Source organism: Lysinibacillus sp. CTST325 (genome assembly GCF_054665055.1).
The window spans coordinates 32852-58400 of the sequence record NZ_BAAFHO010000007.1 but is presented as its reverse complement, the minus strand read 5'-3'; the positions used below and the strand labels follow the sequence as shown (position 1 = coordinate 58400).

At 35.8% G+C, this 25549-nt stretch carries 29 protein-coding genes; 24 read left to right on the top strand and 5 right to left on the bottom strand.

Annotated features, from left to right (window positions below; genetic code table 11):
- Positions 1 to 24 precede the first annotated feature (24 nt).
- The 11 genes from ACYQ73_RS16495 (at position 25) to ACYQ73_RS16445 (ending at position 9999) form a co-directional block, all read left to right on the top strand.
- Positions 25 to 855, top strand: coding sequence for a helix-turn-helix domain-containing protein (locus tag ACYQ73_RS16495; RefSeq protein WP_460013494.1), 831 nt, complete (start codon positions 25 to 27; stop codon positions 853 to 855).
- 303 nt (positions 856 to 1158) lie between these two features.
- The gene (locus tag ACYQ73_RS16490; protein ID WP_460013642.1) at positions 1159 to 2520 is read left to right on the top strand and encodes an NtaA/DmoA family FMN-dependent monooxygenase; all 1362 of its coding nucleotides are present in this window, start codon (positions 1159 to 1161) and stop codon (positions 2518 to 2520) included.
- Positions 2513 to 3508 (top strand): ABC transporter substrate-binding protein, encoded by a 996-nt coding sequence (locus ACYQ73_RS16485; RefSeq protein ID WP_460013493.1) that lies wholly within the window; start codon positions 2513 to 2515, stop codon positions 3506 to 3508. The genes ACYQ73_RS16490 and ACYQ73_RS16485 overlap by 8 nt, the downstream gene beginning before the upstream one ends.
- A 747-nt stretch (positions 3509 to 4255) precedes the next feature.
- The gene (locus ACYQ73_RS16480) at positions 4256 to 4477 is read left to right on the top strand and encodes a transcriptional regulator (protein ID WP_460013492.1); all 222 of its coding nucleotides are present in this window, start codon (positions 4256 to 4258) and stop codon (positions 4475 to 4477) included.
- Positions 4474 to 5733 carry a Y-family DNA polymerase gene (locus tag ACYQ73_RS16475; RefSeq protein ID WP_460013491.1) on the top strand — a complete coding sequence of 420 codons (1260 nt, stop codon included), beginning with the start codon at positions 4474 to 4476 and terminating at the stop codon, positions 5731 to 5733. Before ACYQ73_RS16480 ends, ACYQ73_RS16475 begins: the two co-directional genes overlap by 4 nt.
- Positions 5734 to 5746: 13 nt before the next feature.
- Entirely contained in the window at positions 5747 to 6079 is a 333-nt protein-coding gene (locus ACYQ73_RS16470; RefSeq protein WP_460013490.1) for a YolD-like family protein, read from the top strand.
- The gene (locus ACYQ73_RS16465) at positions 6072 to 6419 is read left to right on the top strand and encodes an aconitate hydratase (protein WP_460013489.1); all 348 of its coding nucleotides are present in this window, start codon (positions 6072 to 6074) and stop codon (positions 6417 to 6419) included. Before ACYQ73_RS16470 ends, ACYQ73_RS16465 begins: the two co-directional genes overlap by 8 nt.
- Before the next feature lie 727 nt (positions 6420 to 7146).
- Positions 7147 to 7383, top strand: coding sequence for a small acid-soluble spore protein Tlp (gene tlp, locus ACYQ73_RS16460; RefSeq protein WP_460013488.1), 237 nt, complete (start codon positions 7147 to 7149; stop codon positions 7381 to 7383).
- A gap of 616 nt (positions 7384 to 7999) precedes the next feature.
- Positions 8000 to 8206 (top strand): hypothetical protein, encoded by a 207-nt coding sequence (locus ACYQ73_RS16455; protein ID WP_460013487.1) that lies wholly within the window; start codon positions 8000 to 8002, stop codon positions 8204 to 8206.
- A 28-nt stretch (positions 8207 to 8234) separates the two neighbouring features.
- Positions 8235 to 9395, top strand: a complete 1161-nt coding sequence (locus ACYQ73_RS16450) for a PD-(D/E)XK nuclease family protein (protein WP_460013486.1) — start codon at positions 8235 to 8237, stop codon at positions 9393 to 9395.
- 340 nt (positions 9396 to 9735) lie between these two features.
- A complete protein-coding gene (locus ACYQ73_RS16445; RefSeq protein WP_402870515.1) occupies positions 9736 to 9999 on the top strand; it encodes a hypothetical protein in 264 nt (87 codons plus the stop codon).
- 134 nt (positions 10000 to 10133) lie between these two features.
- On the opposite strand, the gene ACYQ73_RS16440 is transcribed toward ACYQ73_RS16445, so the two are convergent.
- The gene (locus ACYQ73_RS16440) at positions 10134 to 10289 is read right to left on the bottom strand and encodes a hypothetical protein (RefSeq protein ID WP_166672163.1); all 156 of its coding nucleotides are present in this window, start codon (positions 10287 to 10289) and stop codon (positions 10134 to 10136) included.
- Positions 10290 to 10969: 680 nt separating this feature from the next.
- Here ACYQ73_RS16440 and speD point away from each other — a divergent pair.
- Positions 10970 to 12478, top strand: coding sequence for an adenosylmethionine decarboxylase (gene speD, locus ACYQ73_RS16435; protein WP_460013485.1), 1509 nt, complete (start codon positions 10970 to 10972; stop codon positions 12476 to 12478).
- A 288-nt stretch (positions 12479 to 12766) separates the two neighbouring features.
- On the opposite strand, the gene ACYQ73_RS16430 is transcribed toward speD, so the two are convergent.
- The gene (locus tag ACYQ73_RS16430; RefSeq protein ID WP_460013484.1) at positions 12767 to 13243 is read right to left on the bottom strand and encodes a GNAT family N-acetyltransferase; all 477 of its coding nucleotides are present in this window, start codon (positions 13241 to 13243) and stop codon (positions 12767 to 12769) included.
- A 145-nt stretch (positions 13244 to 13388) separates the two neighbouring features.
- On the opposite strand from ACYQ73_RS16430, the gene ACYQ73_RS16425 reads away from it, so the two are divergent.
- The 3 genes from ACYQ73_RS16425 (at position 13389) to ACYQ73_RS16415 (ending at position 15343) form a co-directional block, all read left to right on the top strand.
- Positions 13389 to 13808, top strand: coding sequence for a GNAT family N-acetyltransferase (locus ACYQ73_RS16425; protein ID WP_460013483.1), 420 nt, complete (start codon positions 13389 to 13391; stop codon positions 13806 to 13808).
- 410 nt (positions 13809 to 14218) lie between these two features.
- Positions 14219 to 14557, top strand: coding sequence for a DUF4870 domain-containing protein (locus ACYQ73_RS16420; RefSeq protein WP_370081126.1), 339 nt, complete (start codon positions 14219 to 14221; stop codon positions 14555 to 14557).
- Positions 14558 to 14569: 12 nt separating this feature from the next.
- On the top strand, positions 14570 to 15343 hold the full coding sequence (locus tag ACYQ73_RS16415) for a MerR family transcriptional regulator (RefSeq protein WP_460013482.1): 774 nt from the start codon (positions 14570 to 14572) through the stop codon (positions 15341 to 15343).
- A gap of 113 nt (positions 15344 to 15456) precedes the next feature.
- Here the strand turns inward: ACYQ73_RS16415 and ACYQ73_RS16410 are convergent, their stop codons facing one another.
- The gene (locus ACYQ73_RS16410; protein ID WP_460013481.1) at positions 15457 to 15774 is read right to left on the bottom strand and encodes a hypothetical protein; all 318 of its coding nucleotides are present in this window, start codon (positions 15772 to 15774) and stop codon (positions 15457 to 15459) included.
- Positions 15775 to 16106: 332 nt separating this feature from the next.
- Here ACYQ73_RS16410 and ACYQ73_RS16405 point away from each other — a divergent pair, with 332 nt between their 5' ends.
- The 4 genes from ACYQ73_RS16405 to ACYQ73_RS16390 all read left to right on the top strand — a co-directional run bounded on the left by ACYQ73_RS16405 (position 16107) and on the right by ACYQ73_RS16390 (position 19709).
- Positions 16107 to 16691: a hypothetical protein gene (locus ACYQ73_RS16405; RefSeq protein ID WP_460013480.1), complete on the top strand. Its 585-nt coding sequence runs from the start codon at positions 16107 to 16109 to the stop codon at positions 16689 to 16691.
- A gap of 269 nt (positions 16692 to 16960) precedes the next feature.
- Entirely contained in the window at positions 16961 to 18022 is a 1062-nt protein-coding gene (locus tag ACYQ73_RS16400; protein ID WP_460013479.1) for a suppressor of fused domain protein, read from the top strand.
- 260 nt (positions 18023 to 18282) lie between these two features.
- Positions 18283 to 19131: a metallophosphoesterase family protein gene (locus tag ACYQ73_RS16395; RefSeq protein ID WP_460013478.1), complete on the top strand. Its 849-nt coding sequence runs from the start codon at positions 18283 to 18285 to the stop codon at positions 19129 to 19131.
- Between the two features lie 107 nt (positions 19132 to 19238).
- Positions 19239 to 19709: a DUF4259 domain-containing protein gene (locus ACYQ73_RS16390; protein ID WP_460013477.1), complete on the top strand. Its 471-nt coding sequence runs from the start codon at positions 19239 to 19241 to the stop codon at positions 19707 to 19709.
- A gap of 79 nt (positions 19710 to 19788) precedes the next feature.
- Here the strand turns inward: ACYQ73_RS16390 and ACYQ73_RS16385 are convergent, their stop codons facing one another.
- Positions 19789 to 20484 (bottom strand): hypothetical protein, encoded by a 696-nt coding sequence (locus ACYQ73_RS16385; protein ID WP_460013476.1) that lies wholly within the window; start codon positions 20482 to 20484, stop codon positions 19789 to 19791.
- A 73-nt stretch (positions 20485 to 20557) separates the two neighbouring features.
- Between ACYQ73_RS16385 and ACYQ73_RS16380 the strand changes: the two genes are divergently transcribed.
- A complete protein-coding gene (locus ACYQ73_RS16380; protein WP_460013475.1) occupies positions 20558 to 21010 on the top strand; it encodes a hypothetical protein in 453 nt (150 codons plus the stop codon).
- A gap of 50 nt (positions 21011 to 21060) precedes the next feature.
- On the opposite strand, the gene ACYQ73_RS16375 is transcribed toward ACYQ73_RS16380, so the two are convergent.
- Positions 21061 to 22212: an immunity 26/phosphotriesterase HocA family protein gene (locus ACYQ73_RS16375; protein ID WP_460013474.1), complete on the bottom strand. Its 1152-nt coding sequence runs from the start codon at positions 22210 to 22212 to the stop codon at positions 21061 to 21063.
- A gap of 299 nt (positions 22213 to 22511) precedes the next feature.
- On the opposite strand from ACYQ73_RS16375, the gene ACYQ73_RS16370 reads away from it, so the two are divergent.
- The 4 genes from ACYQ73_RS16370 to ACYQ73_RS16355 all read left to right on the top strand — a co-directional run bounded on the left by ACYQ73_RS16370 (position 22512) and on the right by ACYQ73_RS16355 (position 25382).
- Entirely contained in the window at positions 22512 to 22946 is a 435-nt protein-coding gene (locus tag ACYQ73_RS16370) for a GNAT family N-acetyltransferase (protein WP_460013473.1), read from the top strand.
- A gap of 10 nt (positions 22947 to 22956) precedes the next feature.
- Positions 22957 to 23436, top strand: a complete 480-nt coding sequence (locus ACYQ73_RS16365) for a nucleoside 2-deoxyribosyltransferase (protein ID WP_460013472.1) — start codon at positions 22957 to 22959, stop codon at positions 23434 to 23436.
- A 12-nt stretch (positions 23437 to 23448) separates the two neighbouring features.
- Positions 23449 to 23766 (top strand): YbjQ family protein, encoded by a 318-nt coding sequence (locus ACYQ73_RS16360; protein ID WP_460013471.1) that lies wholly within the window; start codon positions 23449 to 23451, stop codon positions 23764 to 23766.
- Positions 23767 to 24404: 638 nt separating this feature from the next.
- Positions 24405 to 25382, top strand: coding sequence for a helix-turn-helix transcriptional regulator (locus ACYQ73_RS16355; RefSeq protein WP_460013470.1), 978 nt, complete (start codon positions 24405 to 24407; stop codon positions 25380 to 25382).
- Positions 25383 to 25549: the final 167 nt, after the last annotated feature.

The following is a 25549-nucleotide window of genomic DNA, read 5'->3' as shown; positions in this document are numbered from 1 at the left end:
TGGATAGGGAGCAGGTGCACTATCATGATAGATTTGGATAAATTAGCCGAGATATTTGCTAGAGGTTTCTATGATATAGAAGGTGTTCACCGTTTAGTCATCCAGCCGAAAAGTATACTACGTGAATTTAAGGCTGTCCGGCATGGATTTCTTTTTGTAATTCGTGGAGAGGCTAGAATGAGTGTGAATGGAACTGTCTATGAATTACATCCAGGCGCAGTAATTCATGTGGCCCCTGGTATGCAACTGGACGCGCAAGTAATAAGTCAATCAGAGTACGAGTACTATTTACTGTTTTATAGATTTGACAAATTAGACGAAGTATATGGCGATCATGCATGCGGCTCTCATTTCAAACTGGAAGCGGGAGCAAATCCGAGAGTACTAGAATTACTTATCATGCTTCATCAGAATGCCAATACACTTAGAGGTATTGAAAAGCTTCGTGTCAAGGAGTTATTTTTAAGTGTCATGCATCAAGTTTTAGTGGGGTGTAAGCATCGAGAGAGTGGCAGTTCACCAAGTGAAAGGGTGATAGAGGAGGCTATTGCATACATACACCGGTATTATATGAATCCGTTGACACTCGACGAATTGGCGGAGCTGCATGCAATGAGTCCCAAGCGTTTTTCCTATTTCTTTCACAAACATACTGGATTTCGTCCAATCGACTATCTTATTAATTATCGTATGGAAAGAGCGAGTGACTTACTTAAAGTAAGTAATTTTCCCATTCACGATATTGCTATTAGTGTTGGTTATACCAATCCGCTATATTTCAGTAGAGTGTTTAAAAAGAAATTTGGTGTGTCTCCCTCTGTATACATACATAATTTAGATAATCATATAAATTGAGTTACTGATTGATAAATTACGCCTGCAACTGGTGATGAACCGGGAGTGCAGGCTTTTTCTCTATTGTCTCATTCTTTCCTTCCAGCTCTATTTTACATGTCGGCTAAATCATCATTCAGCAAACCTAGATTAGATAATAATGCATATAGTATTTGTGATTTGTGTATTTGCATTTGCTGCAGACCTTGTTACACTGTAATCGATAATGAGAATCATTATTAACTAATAGCCTTTTAGAGGTAACATCTGATCAGAGTATTTCATGGGCGCAAAACTATTTTTATATAGGAAGGATTGGTAATGTTGACTGTAAATAGACAATTATGTATTGGATTAGTCTTATCTGCTTGGTTGAAAGGAGGCGACTGGCGGCGCCCAGACAGCGGTGTGGAAAAAATGGATTCAATTGATCCTTACATTGACTTGGCAAAGATGGCGGAGAGGTCAAAGCTCGATTTTCTTTTCAGGGCGGATTATCTTTTTGTTAGTCCACAGATGCTTGGTGATTCCGCTAATTTCGGTAGTCCTGACCCTACTATGATATTTGCAGCGATTGCTCGTGAAACCGAGCGGATCGGGTTAGTTACGACTATTTCTACGACTTTTAATCCACCGTATGTTGTTGCTAGACAGCTTCAGTCTTTGCATTGGCTAAGCAATGGACGTGCTGGCTGGAATATTGTCACTTCTATTGAAGGTGCCGAAAATTTCGGTGAGTCACCTATGCCTTCATCACAAGAAAGATATGCAAAAGCAATTGAATTTACTGAGGTCGTACGCAAACTCTGGGGAAGTTTTCCGAATGAAGCCATCGTTATTGACCGTGAGTCAGGTATGTTTTCTGATTTGGATAAGATTTCTCCAATTAATCATTCAGGTGAGTTTTTTAGTGTTAAGGGACCACTTACTTTGCCTGCCCATAAATCGGGACCCATTCCTTTATTTCAAGCAGGTGCGTCGGATACAGGACGAAATTTTGCCTCTTCAATAGCAGATGCTATTTTTGCAGCGATGCCAGACCTTGAATCGGGAGTGGAATTACGAAATGATCTGAGAAGAAGAGCTATCGAGCATGGGCGCGATCCGGACGCCATAAAAGTTTTGCCAGGTTTATATTTTTTCTTGGCTGAAACTCGCGAGGAGGCCCATGAATTACATAAGACCGCACACGCACATTTGACTATTGAGCGCAGACATGCGTCGCTTAAATCCGTACTAGGTCTTGATTTGAGTAGCTTTGCTTTGGATCATCACGTAACTTCGGATATGCTACCCGATCCAAATCAGCCGGTCCGTAGTCGAACACATGCCGAGCTGTTGCGCCGGTATATTACAAATCATCAGCCTACAGTGGCAGAGGTATTAGCAAGGCCAGAGGTTGTCGGGTCTGCTCACTGGGTTTCCGTTGGAACGGTTGAAGACGTATTGAACGATATAATTGAGCGATTTGAGGCTGGAGCTATTGACGGATTTATAGCTATTCCGGGTGGTTCAGAAAAATCTTTGAAAATATTTTTTGAAAAGCTGATGCCGCAATTGGTTGAAAGAGGTTTGTTCAGAAGTGAATATACAGGTGTCACCTTGCGTGAGCATTTAGGGATTAATAATACTGATCATTATGATAGGGATACTGCTTTGAAAGGGGTTCAGGTGAAGAATGAATAAAAAGTTTATACTAGTTGGCATGATAACATTATTCATGATTGTTTTGGCTGCATGTGGAGGAGGAGACAAACAGAGCAAATCAAGCTCAACCTCCAGCAGCAACGGAGATCCAGCCCAATCTCAAGCGGACAATACAGGAACAAGCGAAACAAGAGCGATTGAGTATCTCGGTGAAAAGTATATCATTCCACAAAAAGTAGAAAAAATTGTAATTACTGGGGCTATGGAAGCGATGGAAGATGCGGTAATGCTTGACGTTCATCCAGTAGGGGCAATATCGGTGGGCGGAAAGTTTCCAGAAATATTTGCTTCGGTAACGGACAAGGCGGAATCAATTGGTGAAAAAAGACAACCTAACCTTGAGAAGATATTGCAATTAGAGCCAGACGTTATTTTAGGTTCAACCAAGTTCCCAAAAGAAGTAGTGGAGAAATTGCAAAAAATTGCTCCCACTATTTTGGTGTCGCACGTTTCTACAAACTGGGAAGACAATTTGAAATTAATGGCTGAATTAACTGGCAAGCAAGGTGAGGCAGAAAAAATTCTATCCCAATATAAAACAGATTCACAAGTAGTAAAAGCATCGTTAAAAGAAAAGCTTCAAGGTAAAAAAGTCGCTGCTGTGCGTATTCGCGGAGGGCAAACTTACATTTTTGCGAAAAATGTAGACTTTAACCCTTTTTTATACAATGACATTGGTTTAGAAATGCCAGATCAGATAGGCATGGCTAAATTGCAAGATGCAATCTCTGCCGAGCAATTGGCAGAAATGAACCCAGACTATTTGTTTGTGCAATTCGCTTCGAATGATAACAAAGATGCGAAAAATGCATTCGAAGACTTGAAAAAGAATCCAATTATCCAAAATATTAATGCCTTTAAACACGATCACGTATATGTCAATGTGGTTGATCCGCTTATGGAAGGAGGTCCTGTTTATAGTCGAATCAAGTTTTTAGAAAGTGTGCAAAAGCATCTGAACAAGTAATGGAATGGAGCAGGGAGGAATGAAATCGTTATGAAGCCATAAGTTTGTTCTAATTATCGTATGATGCATTCTGTCCAGTGTGACAATAATCGTGTCTCTTTTCTATGATTCGAGATCAATGAGTTATGAGATGATATGATAGGCGTTTTTTCATTTTGATTCAGAGAACATGGGCCATTTAATCATTCAAACTTCGCGCCTTCTTAAGTCCCGAAAAGTTTACAATACCATTTGTATTAGGGAAAATTGGATATGTATGAATCCATTAACTCCTGAGATATTGGGGAATTACAGGACTATAAATCAGCTTTAGATCAATAAAAAAGACTGATCTAAAAATTACCACTTCTAAAATAGAACGTTTGTGCGTATAATGTATACGAACGAACGTTCTATTTGTGTGTGGAGATTAAAAACAATGAAAGATCGGTTAATAAAAGCGATGCAACACAATCAGTTAGTAAATATGATGTACATTACAAAGTCTGGAGTCATTACAAAAAGGTATATCAAAATAATTAAGATAGTCAATAGCGTACTTTTATTCTCGATAATGTTCTTGTTATTGTTCCATGTCTATAAAGAGAGAGATGATACAGAGCTGAATGTTTTTATTAAAAAAGGTAGATGCGATTCAATTTGTGGAAGTTGATCCTTTACCGGTAGGGATATAGGTAAAAATTGAAAGTCTAGATATAGTGATTAGCCAATTTTAAAAATTGCGAGAGGTAATGGGAGGAAACTACAATGAGAGAGCAACTGATTAAAGCTATACAGCGCAAACAATTAGTGAACATGATGTATGTAGCAAAAGATGGTTCCATAACAAAAAGGCGTGTAAAAGTCATTAAAATTGTTGGTGATTCATTTCAAGCATTTTGTTTTACAAGACATGCAAGACGTACTTTTTTGATCAGTAATGTTCTAGCCCTTATTCCTTTTGTTAGTAAGGGACGTGAAGTTGTATGAATTATGAGAGTATGCCCAATAGACCTATTATGTGTATCGATATGAAATGCTTTTACGCCAGTATCGTAGCGATGTTACATGGGCTAGATGTTTTAAAAACGCCAGTTGCAGTAGTAGCAAATTTTGACCAGCCAGGTAGCGTAGTGCTTGCTGCATCCCCCTTAATGAAAGAAAAATTTAGTATCAAAACTGGCAGTCGTCGTTATGAAATACCTAAACATCCTGACATTAGATTGTTTGAGCCTAAAATGAGTTTCTTTATTCAAATGTCGATGACGATTACAAAATTAATCTCTAATTACGTCCCGGTTGATGCTATACATGTGTATAGTGTAGACGAAAGCTTTGTTGATTTAACCGGCACTGAAAAGCTTTGGGGTTCACCTGAAGAAGCGGCTAAGGAAATACAAAAGGCCATTCTTGACCAATTTAATATACCTAGTGCAGTAGGTATGGGACCAAATATGTTAATAGCTAAATTAGCTTTAGACCTTGAAGCAAAGAAAACAGGTTTTGCTAGATGGACTTATGAGGATATTCCAAAGAAATTATGGCCTGTACGACCTCTATCGGAAATGTGGGGCATAGGAAAACGAATGGAAGCAAATCTAAATGCTATGGGAATACAAACAGTTGGTGGTTTGGCTAATACAGACCTAAGAGAATTAGAAAAGCGCTTTGGTGTAATGGGCAATCAACTCTATTATCATGCATGGGGAATCGATTTATCCAAATTAGGGGAGCCGTTAATAACAAACGGAGCTTTAAGTTTTGGGAAGGGACAAATGCTAATGAGGGATTACCATACACGAAAAGAAATCTCTGTAGTGCTCCTTGAAATGTGTGAGGACGTAATGAAGCGCACGCGGGATGCAGGCTACGTTGGCCGTACAATTAGTATTGGTCTTTCTTATAGTCGAAATGCCATGACCAAAGGGTTCCATCGGTCTAAAACAATTGCAGTGCCAACAAGTGAAACTCTTGTGATGTATAAAACTTGTCTTGAATTACTGGATGAACATTTTGCAGGGGAGCCAGCTCGTCAATTATCTGTCCGAATAACGAACCTCGAAAGAGAGCATAGTATCCAATTAGATTTATTTGACGAACGCAAACCACAGCGTCAAATTATAGGACCTACTATGGATGCCATACGCAATCGGTTTGGAGCAACATCAATATTAAGAGCAGTTTCTTTCACAAAAGCCGGTACAGCTATTAATCGAGATCGCTTAGTTGGTGGTCATTTGGCATAGGAGTGATTAATTAATGATACAAGACAGAGGTAATATTAAATGGGCATCGATGATGTTGCCGGAGCATTTGGAGCTTCTTAGAGAGTACAAACAAGAGCGCACAGAACAGCCAAGAGAATTGGCTGAGTGGGAACTAGAAGAACTACAAAAAACAATTAATCAAGCTTTTAATCAGCAATTGGACATAAAATTAGAAGTGTGGAAGGACTACCAAATCACACAATGGACTGGAATAATTAAATCGATGAATACTAATGAACTCATACTTGAAACACTACTTAAAACGAAAAGTATTCCAATCCAAAGTATTCAATCAGCCCAACTGGATGCTGATTACTATGATTAAAGCCGACGAAAGACAATTACTTCATAAGTATCTTTTGTTAGAGCTAGCAGTTAAATCATTACAGGTTGATTATTGTAAAGTAGAGCAGTTTAAAATGAAAACGGTATTTCTTCCAATGATGGATTCATTGCTAAAGGATCTAAGACAAGAATACTTTAACCTCAAACGAGAACTTGCACAAAAACGTATACGAGTCGTAGGTTGGCAACCAGTAGATGAATACTTTAGTGACGTGCAAGTTGCCACTGCAGGTAATGATGTAGTACTCCGTTATGCAAATCAAGCTCTTAAATCACAAGTAGAAAAGCTGTTGACTAATCATATAAGCAATAACAAATGACAGGTATTAGTCTTGTTTTTTGTATAAAAAGCCACTAGTTTGAGCTTTGTTGTCTACTATTCATTGATTTCATATAGAAACTGTTTCTCTTTTTCTAAACCTTTTTTAAAATATTTGAGAAGATATTTAAGAAAGTCACAACTGTAGCTTTGTAATCAAGATTGATTATTTATAATAAAGATCGATAATTTGTAATAAAGATTGATTAAAATCATCTCCCCTCTGTATATTTCTTAGAGGTTAGATGATTTTTATTGGATATTTATGTTAATGTAATAGTAAAGATTGTGAAAAAATGTACTTAAACTCCCATGAAAGAACGTGATCATCTTTCATTTTCTGTGGTGTAGCGCGGGTTTTGCGCTACATGGATGGCTAACGGGGCAGGTTAAATCAAGCCCTTAAAACTGAAGTGGAGCAATTGCTCATTCAGCTTTGTCACCTGTGTAAACAAATATAAATTCAGATAGTACATTTTGGGGGATATTGGTTGTTGAACTTTAATTATAACCAAAAATTATAAATAAAGTATTCTTCTCCTTATCGGAAAATGATGCTTAACGAGCATCTTGACCTCGTTAGGTCATTTCAACAAGACTATTCATCGCTTGAAAAGCGAGATGCGATTAACTAAAAAAGCATGTACATTCTTCTTAGTAAAAATTAGCACACATAGGAACAACTAAATTAGCCAACCTAAATTTATGTCAAATTTCAGGAGGTTACCATGGCTAATTCAAGACACTCAAAACCAGATGATAGATCCAATAACGTTGAACGAATCCGTGATATCGTTAAAAACACTGAAGAAAAACTTCATGAAGCGGAAATTAGTTTGGAGTTTGCAGACCCTATGCAAAGTGAAATGATTAAAGAAAAAAATAAGCGACGTCAAAAGTCAATTGAAGGATTAAAAGAAGAAATGAAAGATGAAATGGCGGCTCGTAAAAGAGGAGAAGTGTAGAATTGGAGACTAGGAAGAGGAACTAACCTTATCTCCATTCTTTTTAATGATAAAAAAGTGCTTGCCTATAAAAGTAGATGGCTTAGAAGTTCTGTATTGGACTTCTACATAGCCATCTGCTTTTATTATGAGGTTGTAAATGACTTATTACAGCCCATTTTAGCTAATGTTTATTCTGAATTTTCAGAACAAATATTGACTAAGGAAAGGGTATTGTTTAGAATGTGTTTTAATTCTTATAATAGGAATGCATTACGTTAATCGGAAAGTTGGAGTGTGGACTTTAAAAGAAAGGTTCTATATTGAAAGGGTGTTGGATAGATGAGCTTTATGCCGATTTGTATTCACCATTTTCGAACGAGCAAATGGCAGAGATTCCACAGACTTCTTCAGAGCAGGTTGATGATGCTATCAGAAGTTAGCAGAAGATTGCTTGATGACAACTTAACGTGCGAGAATTTTAGAGAAATTAATATTATTGCTCAATGAAAAAAGAAATGAAGCAGCTAAATTAATGGTCCTTAAATCAACATACCGTGTAGACCAAATGCCGTATAGAGGTGAATGACAGAAACAATATTAATCGTATGGAATCAAAATTAATGGAGGATTCATGATGGTACTTAAATATGAGAGAAATAACAATGGTAAAACAACAAATGCTATGCGTATTGCATTGGCATTAGGACAAGGGAGGCAAAATATTTGTTCAAATATTCAATGCCTTGGTTTGCATTTTGATGGCAGAATGGTTGAATATACTTTTTCAACAGCGTGTACCGCAACGGAAAGTGGCTCGGCAAGTGCAGCAATTTTAAAGTAAATAATTTTATAATTAGAGGGGTTTAAGGATGAATATTTTTAAGGTTTTATCTTCTAATGATGGTTCTATCAATGAGCCTAATGTAACTTCGTTTCTTGCTTATTTGTTAGACCCTAATGAAAATCATGGTTTAGGATCAAGATTTGTAGAGAGTTTTTTAACACCAATTGTATTAGCAAATAAAGAGCAATATAACGAGCTTATCTACAATAATCGGATTCGAGATTTATCTCGAAATTCGAAGTATGAAGTAAGGGTTCAAGCTGAAGTAAAGGTCATAAGCTCAACGAGTGAAAGTGCTAAAAAAACAAGGGATATAGATATTGTAATTGAACTTTTTGACCAAACATTTTCTGATAGTCTTCCAAAATTTTCGTTTTGTGTGGAAAATAAAATTAACGATGGAGCTATTCAAAAAGGAGATAATCAGCTTTTTGAGGAAATCATCGGATTAGTTAATTTTTATAAAGTTTCCTCATTAGAGAAAGAACAACCTTTAGTTTCCTTTATATTTTTAACACATACTGGAAGTAAGAGAGCTTTAAATGAATTTAATGAATTATTATCTACTATAGAAGTAGAAAGGTTATCAGTACCTTGTTATCATCTGTCTTGGGGTGAAGAGGAACTAGATGGCTTGGAGATTACTATAGTTGATTTGCTCAGTAAGATTCTTAAAGAAGAAGCCATAGGAAAAATTGAACCGATTTATGATTATACGAAGCATACAATTAAGTCATTTATCTCTTTCATTTACTCAGGCTTTAAATCTTATAAAGAAGAAAAAAACCTTTTATTCGAGAAATCAGACTATGGAAAACCAGTCATTCAATACATAAAAGAATTTTATGATAGCTCACCGTTTGAAAAAGACATAAATCATGAGGATTTAAAAAAATGGGTAAGTGATATAGTGAAAGTAGCATCAGGCAAAACATTAAAAAATGCAAACTTTGACCGTTCGTACATTGTAAACGATCGAAATAGAAAGCACTACGGTGTGAATAGCGCACATAAAGAATATAAAAATTTATTTTATTATCCAGATGAAAACAATAAAAGAGTAATTAGAAAGTTAGACCTTTCTAATCCTCCTAAAAATGTGATGATATATTGGAAAGACGACAACAATCCGGACGGTATGGGATGTGATTTGCTCACGGAGATATTTGTTGAGGCAGTTAAATGAAAAAGGGATTAATTAGTAGGTAATGCTACTACACCAATTTTTGGAATTTGTACCACGTCCAACATATGCGGCATTGTAAGCTGTTGTGTGGTTGGAGATGAATTAACCTACTATAAAGCACAACTATAATTAAAAATTTATAGTTGTGTTTTTTATTGAGTATTAAAAAAAACACCCTTTAAAATTTTACGTCAATAATCGACATGTTGATTGTACTCATTGCAAAACTTTGTAAATTAATAGTGCATATTGTTACTACCTTGTGAATATAATAGCCACATGCAAATTAAGCTTTTAATTGATTTATTAAGGAATTAGGATGAAACAAAGGAGTGTAAAATTGTCGATTTCAAATCCTCAATACGCATTTTTAGAGGTTGATTTTCATAATCCTAATTTAACTCAAGCAGAACTGAAGGTTGAGAATATTTCTGAAGGGGTACGGGAAAATAATGAACTCGTAGGAAATACAAAAATAGCATCGAAAATAATACCACCTAATGTATATATAAAATTAAACTGGATAATAGGATTGCTCTTATTGATACCAATAGATATTTATTGTATTACGGCTTTGGTGGTATCTGAATTCTTATCAAAATAAAAAGTTAAAACCACCATTATAAGGGCTAACCCGATGGAAATCGAAAGAGATGGATCTAGGTGATGTTTACATAATAAGAAAAGCCCAATACACACCTTCTTCTAAGGTGAATATTGGGAGTTAGTTTATCACTATTAACGTTTATTTTCATTTTGAATACTACTGAAATCTACTTCCTCACCGAACTCTTCTCTGTTTTCATTTTTACGTTCTCTGTTAGCATTTTGATTTTGATTCTGCTGTTTTTTGTTGTCTTGAGTTTTATTATTTTTATGTTTATTATTACCCATGATCATCTCACCTCCACCATTAGTGTGAGAGAAAGATGATTTTTTATCCGCATAACTTACAATTAATTAATGAAATATATGTGATGAAACAAAAGGTATGGATAAAGTAACATTTTCACCTCCACAACACTAACCACGAGTTTAAATTGAGCGGATCAATTTAAAAACTTCATACGGAATGTAGACGGTGGGGACAGCGATGTTCCCAAGTGGTTTAAACTACTTACGGTGTGGAAGCAAGAGAGCTACCATGAAAACTTACCAAATAGAGGAACACTTCTGAATAAAAATATTATGTAAACTATTAGAAGGAACTTGAAAATTTTATATGAAGTGGAATAATTCAATTAGAACTTCCAAAAGATAAATATTAAACTATAAAAGTGATAATTTACTAAAACTTGCGAAATTTCCATATCTATTATATAGTAAAAAGACTATTTAAAAAAAGGGTGAACTTTTTGTTAATTGTAGAATTCTAATCTGAATCAACGTTATAGCTTATTTTGTCGAACAAACCACCTATTTAGGGGTGTTATTTGTTGTGCAAAAAAGCAAGATTAGAATTAGTTGGCTTCGTATAAACATTTAGCGCGACTAGTTTTAGTCGCGCTTTTTCTATTCGTTGATTTAGACAATTTTAATTTTTTTCTTATTAAAATTGAGAGGACGAATCTACAATGCAAAAACAATTACAACAAATTACAGCTGATATGCAGCTTGAAGAACACTATCATACATTAGAAAAAGCCCTACTTGCTTTATATTTCCATAAAAATTGTACAACTAAATCTTTAGCTCATACGACAGACTTACCAATACCTATCGTTTCAGCAATGAAGAAAGAATTTGCCAAGCAGGGTTGGGGTAAACATAGTTTAACGAAAAAGGGCCAGCTTGCAATCTCGCAATATTTTCAACTCTCAGGTGCCGATGCTAAACTGTATCTTCAGTTAACGACAGATGAAGCATTTCGTACAGAATGGATTACACAAAATATAAGCGAATTAAACACTATTTATGAAGCAAGACCCACTGCTGACGTGGCAATTGATCAAGCAAAATGTACAATTGAGACAGCCTTAAAACGTGCATTGCTCGCACTTGACTATGCGATGCTACTCAATAAGCGTATTTTGTGTTTAGGTGATGATGATTTCATCAGTATTGCATTAGCATTTTTACTAAAGAAGATTGCTCCAAATTCTACCACTAAAATTGTTGTGTTAGATATTGATAGACGAGTTTTATGTATGATTAGCAAAATAGCTAAGGACTATGAGCTTCCGATTAAAACAGATTATTATAACGTTCAGGAGCCTTTGCCTAAAACATACGTCCACCAGTTTGATTGCGTATACACAGATACACCATATACCTTGACTGGCGCACAGCTTTTTTTATCACGTGCGATTAACGCATTAAAGCCTGAAGCAATGCGACATGTGTTTTTTTCTTATGCTAAACGTAGCTATCAAAAGCAGTGGCAGCTACAGCAAAGCTTATATGCTATGGGCTTCGTGATTGGCAGTATTCAATACGACATCAACACCTATGAAGGTGCGCAAATTTTAGGAGCTACAAGCCAATTATTCGTATTACAAACAATAGAGCAAATGACTCCTTATATCCCTAATCAGCGTAAATTTACGCGACCCATTTACACAGGAGAAATAGAGAGAAAATCCGTCGTTTATCAGTGTAGCCATTGTCAGCATGCCCTTACAGTTGGCGCTGGCTATCCATACACTACGATTGCTCAACTTCAATCTAGTGGTTGCCCGAATTGCAAAAATAACAAGTTTTCACAAATTAAGAGAACCGTACAAAAGACACAAACTCAGCATGCATTAGGGCATCATATTTTATTAGAGTTGCATGATTGCGATGTTGAGTTACTGAATGACGTGCACCAAATTAAAAAGATTATGTGTCAAGCTGCTCATAAAGCAAAGGCAACGATTGTAACCGAACATTTCCATCATTTTTCACCTTATGGGGTTAGCGGTGTAGTCATTATTCAAGAATCACATTTAACGATTCATACGTGGCCAGAGTACGGTTATGCGGCAATAGATGTTTTCACGTGTAACAGTAAATTAGCTCTACAAGAGGCTGTTCAATATATTACTGAGCAATTTAATGCAGGGAATGCCACACAACATTACCTGCATCGAGGTAGACCATAAAACTTAAAATGAAACAGGAAAAGAAAGACAAATTGTTTTCTTTTCTTGTTTCTATGTTTTCCTTGATGAGAGTTATCATATGAATTGCAAAATAAGAACTAGAGGAACAATTATTAGTATCGATAAAAATATTATGTTAACTAAAAAAGAGATTCAACTATTGGCAATGAAACGGAAAAAAATCTATTAAATAGGACCTAAAAAGAGGATTACAAGTTGTCATTAGACTTTAGAAAAGGGGAGAACAAAAAAATCACCCATGTCATGACGAGTGATTTTGAAAATCTATTAGATGGTTAAGTTCATAACAATTTGCTCGCCAATACGTCCCATTCTTCTTTCCCCGTTATCGACAAAGCCAACTTTTAAATACAAATTTTGAGCCGGAATATTTTTATGATTAACGACTAAAACAACTTCATTATATTCTTTAAATTCCCTCTTCATAAATTCAGACAATGCTAGCATCCCTTTTTTGGCGTACCCATTTCCTTGTTGTTTATGGTCAATAGATAATGCAGTAAGCAGCATAGCTTTTGGATTATTAGAGTACTCTTTTACTCTTTCCGTTGCGTGCAGGACAAAAAAACCTACAGGCACACCGTCACTCAGAATAACAATCGGATATTGACCAACCATCTCTATAGAAATCTCTTTTGGTAGGGCAGTAAATTGACTTTGGTCTTCCGGAAGCTCAAAGTCATTCAAAATATCCACATATTCTTCTGAGAAATGTACTAATTCAATGGTGTTCGTTTTTTGCATAAAATTGCCTCCTTTTTTATTATTCTAATACTAGAACAAATGTTCGTCAAGAAGCTTGCTTTATAAATGGTATGTAATCATCTTTAATTTGATGGTTAAATATAGTTAATCAACACTGAATTAGAAAAATTAGGGGGAATGAAAAATGGTTTTACTGAAATATGACGTAGAGGAAAACGAGCTAACAATGTTAAAAGAAGTTTATCAATCAGTTGGATGGATGAAACATGACGAACGTATAATAAAAAAAGTTTTCAATGCAAGTACACATCAAGTTTTCGCAGTAAAGGATCATAAAATTATAGGGTTTGCGAGAGCTCTTTCAGATGGAGTATTTAATGCTGCGATTTATGATGTTGTAGTACATAAAAATTATCAAGGAAGAGGGATAGCTAGAACTCTTTTAGAGGACATTATTCACCAATTAGAGGATGTTTCTTGTATTCAGCTAATTGCAACGACAGGAAATGAACCTTTTTACGAAAAGATCGGCTTTAAAAAATTGAAAACTGGTATGGCCATATACAAAAATCCGCAACTAACAGAGGAGTATTTGGAAAAGTAATAATCCTTGTGGAGGAAGATAAAAAAGCTGTAGCGTACGGTATCGCTACAGCTCATTTTGACTTGCTTAGGTTAGTCAGTAAAGAGATTATATCATACAATACGACAAACTAAAAATAACAACAGCTATATTTGATGAAGTATTTAAATCACTTGTTTTCATTAAAATTCTCCACAAACAATTCTAAATGAAATTTCACTCATTATCCTTTCGCTTCGCTACCTTATTTGAATTTAATCTCCAAAGCATAGATACAAAATCAAAAAAATCCAAACGCGAATTCTGATTGTAAGTATTTAATAAAAAATTATCATTTGTCCTTGAATCTCCAGTAGCGTCACCTTTTATGATGGATTTAGTTACTCACTTTAAAAGGTAACAATCAAATATGCTATTGGAGGAAAAGCACAATGAAAAAAGAGAGTTTATTAAACAGAGGATTGGCAAGTTTAATGCATCTGTTCTCGCTATTATTAACCTTTATTTTACCTATATTGGTATACTTAGTATCAAGGAATAAGAATAAATATTTTGCTGATCATGCAAAAGAAGGGATGAACCTTCACTTTACTTTCTTCCCCGTTTTTTTGTTATTAACTTTTATGTCTAAAAAATGGAGCGCAGTTTCAAACCTTTCTTTTGCACTTATTATTCTTGAAACAATATTAATTTTAATTGCAGCAATTTATACTTTAAATGGAAAAAAGTTTTCTTATCCCGTTATACGATACTTTAAAGTCAATCATTAAGGAGAGAATAATTTGTCGGAGAAAGGTATGTTTACGATAGGTGAACTTGTGCAAATGTCTGGTGTTAGTATTAGAACACTTCGATATTATGACAGCATAGACCTACTGAAACCAAGTGATTATACAGAGGGTGGACATAGATTATATACTACAGAGGATCTATCTACTTTACAAAACATTAAGTCATTACAGTTTCTAGGCTTGTCGCTAAAGGAAATTAAAGACATACTGCAAAAAAACACTGTTAAAGGTGAAATTATCTTAAAATCTTTAAACGATCAAAAACAGTTATTTGAAGCAAAAAAACTTGAAATTATAAATATATTATCTGATATAAACCACCTTATTGAAACAGTGAAAGATGAGGAAGTCATCAATATCGAGATATTTTGTGCTATGCTTCAAAAATTAATGTTTGCTGAAAATACTGAAATATGGTTTAAAGAACACTTTTCAGATATAACTGATGAATTATTTAGTATAAATAAATCCGAAGAAATCGATCTAGATAAAAAATGGACTAAAGTTTTATCAGAAATTAAACATTTAACACTTACAAAAGCCATACCTTCTTCAAAAGAAGCTCAAGAAACAGTTAAAACACTTCTGCAACTTATGAATGAAACCTTGAAAGGAAATTTAGATTTGGTGGAAAAAAAGCTACCATCCACAGAATCATTCAACTTTCCGAATCCTTTTACAGAAAAGGAGCAAATATTTTTAAAAGAAGCGATAAGTATATATCAAAATAATTGTTACAACACCCAGGCAACGATAAAGAATTGATATATGAAAACCCGCCAATGAAAAAGCCAGTTGAAAAATTACTAGTATGAAAATTAAACCCCAATTGTATCTAACAATTGGGGTTTAATGAAAAGCTTAATCAGTAATTAATTTCATTTTTCTAAAGAAGATTTTGATTGTTTCATCTGTGTTGCTACGAAACAAGTTATTATGACAATTACTGATAAAATCAAAAACTCCTTATGTAATCCAAAGGCAATGGCTTCTTTAATGCTTTGTATTTTTGAGTTGGAGAGTGACGTATCATGGTTATTATTGAAAGATGCAACTGATATTCCTCTTAACTTCCAATCAACCTCTGACTGAACTACTACTGTGTATGTTGTCGTAGCAAAGCCCATTCCTGCCCCAATGAAAGCTGTATAAATCATAAATAACCCAATAGGAGTTTCAATTGAAGCTGACGACAATCCAAGACAACCGATAAAAATAATAGTCAATTATGATAGTCTTTAACATTGAACATTAACTAAATGCCATATAAAGCCTCAAACTATACACCACATACTTTGACAATCACAGTTTATATCCTCTCGTACATACCTATAGAAAAAATCAGTAAATCACATAAGAATACGATTCAAGACATATAAATAAAGGTGGTGTAAAAACATAAGTCTAAAAGTATTGTGTTGATGAAAATTAAGGAAATATTCATTTTTTTCTAAGAAAAAAATGAACTTTGTTAGATATACTTATAAAAAAAGGAAATTTATGAAACCGTTTGAATATTTAAAACGTATTGGTAGTAGGAAAGAATATTGAAGTGGGTGAGGAAATGGCATACACCATTTACATAGTATTAACAAAAACAGGTACATTATTATCAAAAGCTATAGGCATGTATACTGGAAAAGAGATGAATCATGCGTCCATTGCTTTTGATGAGGAACTTTTTGAAATGTATAGCTTTGGACGTAGACAATTAAACAATCCTTTAAGTGGGGGTTTTTTGCAAGAGGATGCAGAAAGAGGGCTATTTGAAACAGCTGATTGTGTAATTTATCGTTGTAAAATATCTCATTATCAATACTTAGAGATGATGAAAATCGTACGTTATATGTATTGGAATCGTGATCGCTATAAATATAATTTTATCGGGCTCTTTGGCGTTATGATGCAAAAGGAGGTGCGAAGAGAGCGTGCTTATTTTTGCTCACAATTTGTAGCGACTCTTTTAAAGGTTGGCGGGCTGAAAGTTTATCAAAACCCAGCATTAATGACACCCCATTGTATCGCACAATTGCCTTATTTAGAAAAAGTATATGCTGGGAAGCTGGCAGATTATTTACAAAGTGTGCGTTCACCAGCAATGTTATACGGTTAAGGCGAAACCTTGAATCATTCTAATTATTTTTTATCCTCGCTATGATAACGCCTCGGCGCATCTAGATATCCGTTGAGGCTTCATATTTAGGCATGTCTCTAACAGATTGTCATAGAACTTAGTAACTTTTACTCAATATCCACCACCGATTAATGAAAAAAATCTAGTAAGATTAGAGGTGCTAAATTAGGTATTATTCTCTTTGGAGTGTGCTATATACTTTATAGTATAATTATAGATAATTTAGAAATACATAGGGGGCGTTGTTGATGAGAGAAGAAATAAATGCATCTGGCTGGGACGCGATTGATCAAGAAGTATTAAAAGTTTACGGGGACCAGGAGCCTAAGCATTATGGAACCGTGATTCCATATTTATTAGGAGGCGAAGATCCGCTTGAAGGAATCAGTGCCTATAAGAGTGAGACACCAGTTCCACACTGGCATTTTGTAACTTATGGATTTTCCGAGTTATATGAAAAAGAATCAGAGGATGCTGAATACAGCGGATATGGGTTTGAGTTAACATTTCGTCTTGCTCGAAATGAAGATGAGGAGGAGCCACCAGCGTGGGCGTTAAATTTGCTGCAAAACATGGGAAGATATGTTTTTGACAGTGGCAATGTTTTCAGAGCAGGCGATTATTTGGATGCTAATGGTCCAATCTGCGAAGGCGCTGATACGCTTTTAACGGCGCTTGCATATACGTTAGATCCCGAATTGCCTGCCATTGATACACCAAATGGACAAGTGGAGTTTATACAAATGGTAGGAATTACAGGCGATGAGCTTGAGGCGATGCAAACTTGGAATACTATTGGTGTACTAAATGCAGGTCTAGAATATATCCCGAGCTATGTTACGGACTTATCTCGTGCATCTCTTTTACAGATTTCATCCATTGCCGAAGCGGTAGAAAAAGGAATGGCGGAAGAAGGCTCGAACACCGGCTATTTATTTGTGGACCAACTAGCTTGGGAGCAGGGAAAAAAGGGATTGTTCAGCAAACAGCCTATTAAGTTAACGCTTGGGGCAAAGCAAGCAGGGATAATCGGTAAACTATTACTCGGACGGATTTTAAAAGGGAAAAGGCTAACCTTAGTTGGTCGAGAAATCCGAGTTGTATTTGAGCCAGGAGAAAAATGTGGGTATAGCGTGGAGGAAGCGGATGCTACCATAACTTTAAATGAAAAGGCAGTTATGGAACTCAATCAAAACTTGATGCCACAAGAAAAAGAATTTGAATTATCTTCTATACCGGGGCTTTCACTCCAAATTGAAAAAACGTATATTAAAGATCAGCAAGGAAACATTGTGGAAACAATCGGATGATAGAATATAATCTTCCACTAAAACGGACAGTATATCCAAATGATGTAACTTTGGATTCGTATAAAAGTGGGAGATTTTTTTATTATTTTGGGACGTAACGTGAAAGTTGGGGATATATCGGTTTACTCGAATCAACTGTAAGAAGCGTGAACGAGGTACCGATTTTATGTCACTTGCAACCTGGAGAGGTATAGATAGCTATTCACATGAAAAGATGAAGTATTACTTTGGTACCTTTCTGTAAGGGGTGATGTGTTCAAATGAAGAAACAGATGAAAAGAGCATTAAAAATCGTTGATATTGCCGAAGAGCCTTTAGAGAAAATACCATACATTACCGCTACATCAAAGGGAACAGGGATTTCTTATGAATGGCTTCCCGTTTATTGGGGAGAGATGCTTGAACTGCCGGAGGAGTTGGATGCACTAATTATTGCTTCTGATTTACAAGGAATTGTAGGTCATGAGCAAGAGCAGGTAGAAGAAGCCCAAAAGTTACTGGGTGAGGAACTTGCGGAAGTGCTTTCCCTTTTGTTTCAAATCCATTTACCAGATTTGGACCCAGACAAGGTGATGGTTTGCTTATGTGGAGATTTATACACTGATCTAATCAAAAGAGGTGCTAGCGGTAATCCTTTGCCTGTATGGAGAGCTTTTCAGAGTCATTTTGGATTTGTCACAGGTATCGCAGGAAATCACGATCTCTTGAAGAATGAGGAACTAGTGGAATTAGAATCTACCTCAGGTATCCATTACTTCTCGGATGGGGGTACGATTATGCATGCAAATCTTGCAGTTGCAGGACTCGGAGGAATCATCGGTAGGGCGGATAAACCAAATCGGATGGGAGAAGCCGATTATTTGGCAAAACTCAGAGACATTATAAGACAAGTTCCCGACATCCTGCTACTTCATGAAAGTCCGAAGATTAGCGCACAAGGTCTACCTGGTAATCCACATATTTGGAATGAACTACAGAATGCTGCTGAGCTTTTGGTCTGCTGTGGCCATGTTCATTGGGATACACCACTTGTTGAAACGAATGATGGGCTACAGATTTTAAATGCGGATGGTCGTGCTTTTATATTTACTGCTGCAACTCTAAATTAGAAATGATTTACTGTCTATGATTCTAGCTTCTTCCGTAGTTATTTGGAAAGCAAAGGGTAAGGCATTTGTAAGAAGTGTTATATTTTAAATATGAAAGGAGTCTTAAAATGGGGGCATGGGGATATAAGCCATTAGAAAGTGATGAAGGCTTGGATGTAGTGGACTTTTTAGGGGACTATATCCATAGTAATTTAGCATCAAATCATTTAGAGCTGTCTGAGGTTATCAATGCGATGAAACGAGAGGGGTTCTTTGGAGAGAGCTTCGATGAAATTGATTTCCTTTTCGATATAAGTGCAATGGCGCTTGCAGAGCTTTATGTAATGTATCTTAATACAGGGAAATTATATGATGCAGAAGACGAATTTGAAAAAATACATTCAATAAATGCGGATGAGGAATCATTGAAATTTATATTAAGATATTTAACTGATATTAGAGCTGAAGTTCCAGATGCTGATGGTATTAGGGAAATCGTTGAATTATGGCGTGAATCAGAATGCTGGATTGAATGGAAATCTAACTTGGAATTGCTAATTAATAGAGTTAAAAAGGAAATAATCTATTCCTTAAAATAATATTGGTATAGGATACTCAGTATGTATAGTGCTAATTTCCTCCCTTGAATATTTAGATATTATCAAGAGAGGAAAAGCTTTACAAAGAAGCAGAGCTACGCAATAGCATATTTATCTCGTCTACAGGGATGATTTTATTTCCCCCGTATACGATGTTATAGTGAAATCCCCATTCTCCTAATGCAATAAGATGATGTTGTTCATTTTTTCTTTTGATGAGAGCCCATGTTCCTAAATCGCTTTCCGTACTTGCATTTATCAATATCCATTCGTTGTAATGGAACACATATATATCCCTAAACATCTGAAAAGAATCCAAATGACCAGAACCGACTGAATCAAACCAAATATCGCAAGCTTCTTTTACGAGAACTACATTCAGAATTCTGATTTCAATCCACGCGCATTCTTCATTTCTAGACAAAATTTGCTCAAAGCTGCAATGAACAAATGCTGAGGAATTGATTTCACTAGGATGCTCTTCCCATCCGTTAAAGTATGAGAGAGCAGGCATAAATAACATCCAAAAGCTTTCACCTACTGTCATCTGAAAAGGATAACGGACCATTACGATTCTTCTATCTCCTTTGAGAGGTGGATTGTTTGATCGTGTCCATATTTTTTTATCAAAAGAAGGTAAATTGCTGGCTTGAAAATCGGACCATTCAATGCCCGTCTCAAATCCTACGATTTCGAAATTATTTTTGTTTAATTTTATTTTCTCAGGTATTTTATTACATGCCCGACATGGAAAAGCTATACTGTTATCATTCATTATAAATCCCCATTTCATTCTGTATTATTAATTGTAAAAGGAGAGATTGAATTTGTATTAAGAATTTTGGATTATGACATCGATTTTAGAACTAGTTCATTATCCCGACGAATGGAAAGATGAATACATACCTCATCCGAACTTTAAAGCGATTATGGATGCTATTGGTATTCGTGCACCAATCGAGGATATTTTCGAACGTTATTATAACCAGCCTGTACATAACGGTCATGTACTAGTGTTTTCTAATCAACAGAAGCCAGGTACGTGTATTGTTTTTGACACTTATCGAGACGCAACGGATCAGAGCGATATGATTAGATTCGGATGGAGAATCAGTGGAAAAGAAACTATTGAATCAGTAAAACAATTATCACGGCAACTTTATGATGACTGCGAAGATGTCACCGTATTTTACAAGGAAGGCCAGTCCGTTCTCTACGAGGTACTGAAAGAAGAAAACTATCCACGTAAAATTTATGATAAAAAGGTATTTAAACAGCAAATCAAAAGGTACATAGTTTGAGATTACTGTCCTGTCATCTCAAACCACACTACATGTGTATACCCATTTCTTTATTTACGGGAAGATAAGTAATCCAAATACTCTAACCGAGTGAGCCCAGCTGTTCGACGGTTGAATTCATCGTATGTAATATCCTCTGGAAAGCCAAATTCCGCAAGTGCCTGCTTGCGCTCCTTAGCATATAACGGATGCTCTAGTGAATGTAACATTGCTTGTTCTCTGCTAGTATCAAACCATTCGGCGTTGATTCCTGCACTTACGCCATAATTAGAAAAACGACTTGCCGTCTTAAAAGAAATTTCTTTTTCTGACTTGCTAATCGTTCCTGTTCCCCAGGAAAGGCGGTAGCGTAATTCTTTTCCATAATCGATGTTTATACCATAACCAAGTGGTAATAGAATATCTGTTTCGGTTAGCGTTTTGTGTCCAACCTTTTCGTAGCCACCACGCATAAAATGATCGTCCATAACAATCAAGGTTTGTTCAGATAAAGGAGCTGATGTAATATGCTCTATCCTTGGTAGGCGATTTGTTGTTTTGAACAGATAAGGTCGAATAAAAAGTGGCATCGTCATTACATCATTCCATAGACAATCTTCCGAAAACAAACCATCCTTTTGCATTTGGCGTAAATCTCCGATGACAAGCACATAGCCATCTGTGAATAAATCAATTTCAACTCGGAAAATATCTCCTGGAACAACTTTATAGCGCAAGCTTTTTTTGCTTGTCAGTTTGTTCAGCTTCCGATCATAATCTGAGGGCAAATTTGATGGATACTGATGTAGCCACTCTACGATTTCCTCTTTACTTGTTAGATTCTTTATAGTTGTTAGTGGCAGTTCGAAAAAGGTCTTCGCATTGCGAGCGATGATGTAGCCGGATGGCTGATCCCCGGTACGCACGCCAGCGGAGAAAACAACCCCGTTCGCTTTAACACTGGAAATATGGGTATAATTCATTTTTTTCTCTTTACCACGGGCAGTTTGAGGAAGAATTACTTCACGATTTCGTGTCGCAATTTCTACATCGGATTCTTGATATGCTTGCTCACTAACTGATATACGTTTTCGAATGATATCACCATCTATGTAGATGAAATAACCATCTCGTATTTCAATCGTATCCCAATGCTCTTCTACGGGATGTAGTCCGAAATAAGGACGGAGCGAATTTGTCAGCCAACTATTTATGGTAGCCATAAGATTACCTCCAATGCGATAAAATTAATTAATGAATTATATCAAGTATACTGAATGCTTCTTGCAACGAAAATAGTTTATATAAAAACATCCATGGAACAGTTAAATTCGATTATTTAGTATGATCGAATGGGAAAGAAGATAAGCATAAATCATTAGCACTGTATGAAGGTCGGTATAAATTTTCTTCAATTTTTGATTAAAACTTTTTCCAGAAAACAAACAATACTGCAATGTTCAACCTTATAGTTCAACCTTTTCTGCTATAATGAATGACTGTAGAGATAGGGGTGATAAAAATGCATATCGTCACAATTGAAGGCGTACCATATGATTGGTTGAAACAATTACAGGAAATTCATGCACATGTATTTGATGGGGCAAATCTACCTCTTGAAAAACTTGAAAGTAAAGAAGGACTCATTTGTTTATTAGCAGTAGAAAATGAAGATATCATAGGCTTTAAACTAGGCTACATACATCCTGATGGCGTTTTTTATAGCTGGTTAGGTGGTGTCCATGAAAAGCAACGGGGTCAAGGAATTGCCAGTCAATTAATGAGGCGACAGCATGAACATCTACAGGTACTTGGCTTTAAAAAAGTTCGTACATATGGTAGAAATGAGCGAAAAGCAATGCTCATCACAAATCTTAAACACGGATTTGATATTGTTTCAACTTTTGTGGATAAAAAAAATAGACATAAAATAGTGTTTGAAAAAACATTGGAATAGGAGTTTTATTATGAAGGCATACTTAGCAAATGGATTATTTTCTTTAGGAGATCGTTTAGTCAACGAGCAACTCGCTGCGGCAATTAGAGAGGCAGTACCAGGTATTGAATTATACGTACCACAGGAGAATGATGCGATAAATGATAAAACGGCATATGCTGATAGTTTGGCGATTGCGCAAGCGGATTTAGAGATGCTGCAAAATAGCGATGTATTAGTAGCCGTTTTAGATGGCGTTGAGATTGATTCAGGTGTGGCAGCGGAGATTGGTGCATTTGCGATGTTGAATCGACCAATCGTAGGCGTATTTACAGATGTTCGTCAACAAGGCCGGGACAATATGCTGAAAATAGAAGCACTTGTAAGGGACGGAATTGAAAATCAGTTTGTTTATCGTAATTTATTTGTGATTGGCTTAATTAAGCGCACGGGAGTGATTACGACTTCCATTGCTGAAGCAGTTAAAGCCGTTGAAAAATATAAAAAATAGGAGGAATATTGCATGTTACTATCAACAACAGATATTGTTGCTGGAAAAGAAATTGTAGAAACTATAGGTTTAGTAAAAGGTAATTCGGTACAATCGAGAAATATTGGCCGCGATATGATGGCTGGACTTCGCAATATTGTTGGAGGAGAGATGAAGGAGTATGCAGAAATGCTCGTTCGATCCCGAGAAACTGCTACGCAAGCGATGGTAGAAGAAGCCAGACAACTAGGAGCAAATGCAATTGTTGCGATAAGATTTTCAACATCATCGGTCATGGACGGCACATCAGAAGTATTAGCATATGGAACTGCAGTAAGAGTAAAGGAATAATCTGCAAAAGAATTCTATCAAGATTTTTACTTGTGTTGAAAAACAAAATGGTCAATGGGATTTTGTGAATGTTGCCCTTAAAATGAGAGTAAGACTACTCACTTTGGCACAGATATAATGTTGAAATTAATTCTATGTGAAGTAGTTGGTTGGAGTGGAGACTGAGCGACTCCTTGGGGATCAGCGATTAGAGGAACGGAGGCTAAAACCATCACGTCCTGTGATAACGTCTTCGTGACCAACATCCTGCTGCTGCCGCTACGTTAGCGCTACGCTTTCGCGCAAAGAACATCTGTTGGCCCGAAACCCTGCAGCGAAGCGAAACGGCTCATCGGACGCCCCCAGGAAAGCGCTCAGTTGGAACGGAAATCAAACTTTAGCTTTGTCTAAGGGTCATACTTTATTCAATGGACACATTATTTCATTGACATAATAATGAAGGACTTCAATCACCAAGATTGAGGTCCTTTTTATCTGCTAATACGGAATTAACTGTAAAAATAAAGTGAATTATAACAAAAGTATAGTATGTCGTGCCAATAATACCAATAAAATAGAAATTTAGTAGTTAAAAGGACTAATAGTGTCCAACTCTTTTTGTATAATAGAGAAGTAACTTTGAAGAGAGAGTGGGATATATGGTAGATTCACAACAAAATAAAGGCTATCGCGTCATTTCGATGTTTGACAGACTAATGGATGGTCAAGGAATTAACAAAAAACAAGAAGCATTTACACATAATGTTGGTGAAAAAACCATACAACGGGATTTGCATGAAATTCGAACGTATCTGGAAAAAGCTAAATTGGATTGCCATTTAGAATATGTGCGGACAGAAAATGTGTACAGGCTGACAAATATAGGGGAAAGTATTTTATCGAAGGAGCAAGTTTTAGCGATTGTTAAAATTCTCATCGAATCAAGAGCACTGCTAAAATCAGAAATGAACGATATTATAGATAAGCTTATTTCGATTGTTGCGGCTGATAAGCAGGAGTTTATTCACAATATCATTTTAAACGAAAAACATTTGTACGTAGATTTAAATCATAAAAAGTCTCTATTGCATTTAATTTGGGATCTTTCAGAGGCGGTCCAAAAAAAGAAAATCATAAAAATTGATTATTTGCGTGAAGGCGAAATAATTCCTACAGAAAAGATTTTAAAACCACTCGCCGTCATTTTCTCAGAATACTACTTTTATTTAATTGCTTATGATAATAAGCACGAAAAGGATTTGCCCATTGTTTATAGAGCCGACCGAATTCAACATTTTCTTGAGCTTGATAAAAAATTTCAAATACCATATGCCGAACGTTTTCAAGAAGGAGAATTTCGCAAACGTATTCAGTTTATGCATGCTGGCGAGCTAATGCGTATGAAATTTATCTTTAAAGGAACATCTCCGCAAGCTGTGTTAGATCGCTTACCAACAGCAAAAATATTATCCAAAAAAGGTGGGCAATATTTATTTGAAGCAGAAGTTTTTGGACATGGCATTAAAATGTGGTTGCTGAGCCAAGGGGCAAACATTGAAGTGCTAGAGCCAATTGAGCTTAGAGAAGAGATGATTGAAACGATTCAATCGATGCAGCAAAATTATCGCTACATATAAAAAATAAGGAAAAAATCCGCGTAGATTCTAATCGAGGCGGATTTTTTCCTTCTTAGAATGCATGAATTTTAAAAAAATATTACTCAGTGAATTCTAAAAATTCGCACATAGGTATTCTTTTCCACGCTATAATTGAGCATATACTGAATGGATAAAGGGTGGAATTA